The organism is Methanohalobium sp., assembly GCF_046546175.1.
Classification (GTDB): Archaea; Halobacteriota; Methanosarcinia; order Methanosarcinales; family Methanosarcinaceae; genus Methanohalobium.
Map to the genome: position 1 here is coordinate 1 of NZ_JBKGYF010000141.1, position 2,547 is coordinate 2,547.

Annotated in this window: 4 protein-coding genes; all 4 read right to left on the reverse strand. The window is 38.1% G+C overall.

Features of this window, described 5'->3' with window-relative positions; all coding sequences use genetic code 11:
* Positions 1–116 precede the first annotated feature (116 nt).
* A complete protein-coding gene (locus ACLFMM_RS09825) occupies positions 117–215 on the reverse strand; it encodes a zinc ribbon domain-containing protein (protein WP_410808554.1) in 99 nt (32 codons plus the stop codon).
* Positions 216–478: 263 nt separating this feature from the next.
* Positions 479–895, reverse strand: coding sequence for a universal stress protein (locus ACLFMM_RS09830; protein ID WP_410808551.1), 417 nt, complete (start codon positions 893–895; stop codon positions 479–481).
* A 91-nt stretch (positions 896–986) separates the two neighbouring features.
* Positions 987–1,697 carry a universal stress protein gene (locus ACLFMM_RS09835; protein WP_410808552.1) on the reverse strand — a complete coding sequence of 237 codons (711 nt, stop codon included), beginning with the start codon at positions 1,695–1,697 and terminating at the stop codon, positions 987–989.
* Positions 1,639–2,547 (reverse strand): RNA-guided endonuclease InsQ/TnpB family protein (locus tag ACLFMM_RS09840; RefSeq protein ID WP_410808553.1); only part of this gene is annotated, 909 nt, incomplete at its 5' end. The genes ACLFMM_RS09835 and ACLFMM_RS09840, both read right to left, overlap by 59 nt.

A 2,547-nucleotide genomic window follows, 5' to 3' on the forward strand; every position in this document is an offset into this window, starting at 1 on the left:
ATGTAGAAAAGAAGGATCCAGATGTAAGAACTTTTACCTGTAAAAAATGCGGTCAAACTCTTTTAAGAGACAGAAACTAACTCGTTGGCTTTCACGTACCCTGTTGTCCCATCTTCTTAACCACAGATTTCACATTTAAAATTCAAGCGACTCTGGTTGTTTTTTGAGATGTGATTACAACGATTACAGGCTTGAAAAGTATAAGCCGGGTCGATAAAGAATTTGCAGACATTGGTTTACCATTACAAAAACAATTTTAGAAGCAATATTCATTCCATAAGAATATTTTTACCTAGTTTCCACTAAATCGTTATCAGGTTTGCTAATTTTAAGATTATGGTTTTAGTGATAAACATGACGTATCATATCCACTCCTCTCCCAATGTTTCATTTTCTGGCCATTCGACACTATCGCTAACTAGACATGCTTAAAAGGCGCTTCCAGTTTCTGCATCACCATTATATTCAATCATTTATATTAGCCTCTGGCTACAAGTACTTCTATAATGGAACTCCTCACTACTTTTTGTGCGACGCTGCCCATCATAAATCTTCTGAGCCCTGATTCCCCGTGTGTTCCCATTACAATCAGGTCGATATCATTATTTTCTGCATAGTCAATGATTTGTTCAGCAGGATTACCTTCAAGTAAATGCGTTTCAACATCTACACCGTTTTTATCACCGATTTGTTTTACTTCATTTGTAGTTTTTTTCCCTATTTCTCTTAGGTAGCGGTAGGCTTCTCGTTCCCATGGTGCATTTATAACATAAATTGCATGTACTTTAGCACCGGTCAATTTTGCAAATTCTATACCAGAATTGATTGCTTCTTTGGAGTTCTCGGAACCATCGGTAGCTATCAATATATTTCTATAATGTCCACTATTATCCATATACTACTCCCCTCATAAATTTAGATGGAAGGTGTATTTAATCTTATTTGTACTATCAAAAACAGTATTAATAAGAGATAGACATCATCCCTTATCTAACATTCGGGAAATTGTCCCGCTTTTCACTAACATTTGGTTCATAGACCTGTTGTTTGCTGCGTATCATTTCTTTTATTTTCCTTTTTTTCTCTTTTAAAAATTCAGGACTGGGACTGTTACCTCGCACAACAAGAACCTCTTTGTTGGTATTTCTAACTACCTTTTCAGCTACACTGCCAATCAAAAATTTTTGCAGTCCGGTTTTACCGTGGGTACCCATCACTATCAAATCAATATCATTTCTATCAGCAAAATCAATTATCATTTCACTGGGGTCACCTTCCAGCAAAACAGGCTCCACTTCAATCTCTGATTCATCTCCAAGCTGTTTAATATATTCGGTTGCCTCTTTTCCTTCCTTACTTAATTCACTATAGACTTCCTTCACCCATGTTTCCTGTGTGCCTCTTAACGTGAAACCAGTAGGAGCCATAACATATAAAGCGTATACTTTTGCCCCACTCAATCTTGCAATCTCAAGTCCTGAATCAATCGCACCTTCAGAATTTACAGAACCATCAGTTGCAATCAGGATTTTATCATATGATTTGTTTTCCATTATATTTCCCTCACAAACAAGTAAATAACCTGTATACTGACGTACTCCCACGGATAAATCCGTGGGGTTCTGTGGTCGGTGGGCGTCACACCGTTGCCACTTGCGGAGCGCCAGTACTCCCATCTGATACGTCTCTGTCTGCACCAGATTGACCACCTGGACGCAAAGCTATATTGAACGCCGCATTTACGTCTGCATGGTCAACGTGCCCACAATGAGGACACTTGAATGATTCACCGTATCTAATACCCAGATAACCACATCTACTGCAATTCTGTGAAGTATATTCAGGATTGATGTATTTAATTTTAACTCCAAGCAGCCTGGCTTTGTATTCCAACATAAATTGCAGTTGATAGAACGACCAGCTGTGCAGAGAGTATTTGAACGATTTTTTACATTTTGCTGAATCCCTTATACCTTTCAGGTTCTCCATCCTGATACCACAGTTATTGGCAGCAGCGGTTTCCACAATCTTGGAACTGATTTTATGGTTCAGGTCCCTGACAATCCTTGATTCTCTGTTATTGACCTGTAGTTTCCTACGCTCGTTTTTATATTTCAGATATATATGCTGTGCTTTTTTACCCAGTTTCCAGATTTTACCGGTCTTCGGGTTTGACATCACAGCTATATGTCCGGTTGTGTTCAGATCGACACCCAGATAATCCTCCGGTTCGATTTGCTCTCTCTCAGGTACGGTCACTGACACATAGACATATTTCTCACCGACTTCAATCTGGTTGATTTTTTCAAAATTATCAGGGAAATGGTACTTCAGTTTCAATTTCAAAGGTATTATCTTTATTGTTCTTTCGTTTCTTCTAAGTTCGATTTTTTGTTTAGGAATAGTCAGTTTAACACTGGTTACCTTTTTAGCGGTTTTGTCATTAGTGTATTTCTTGAGAATCTGATTTGAAATAGCCGAATTTAATCCGATATGCTTGACATCTTTAGATGAACGGGTACGATATTTGATACCATATTCGGCTAC

Excerpts from the sequence above, each read along its gene's own strand:
- ACLFMM_RS09830 (WP_410808551.1), bottom strand. The coding sequence starts at position 895 with ATGGATAATAGTGGACATTATAGAAATATATTGATAGCTACCGATGGT.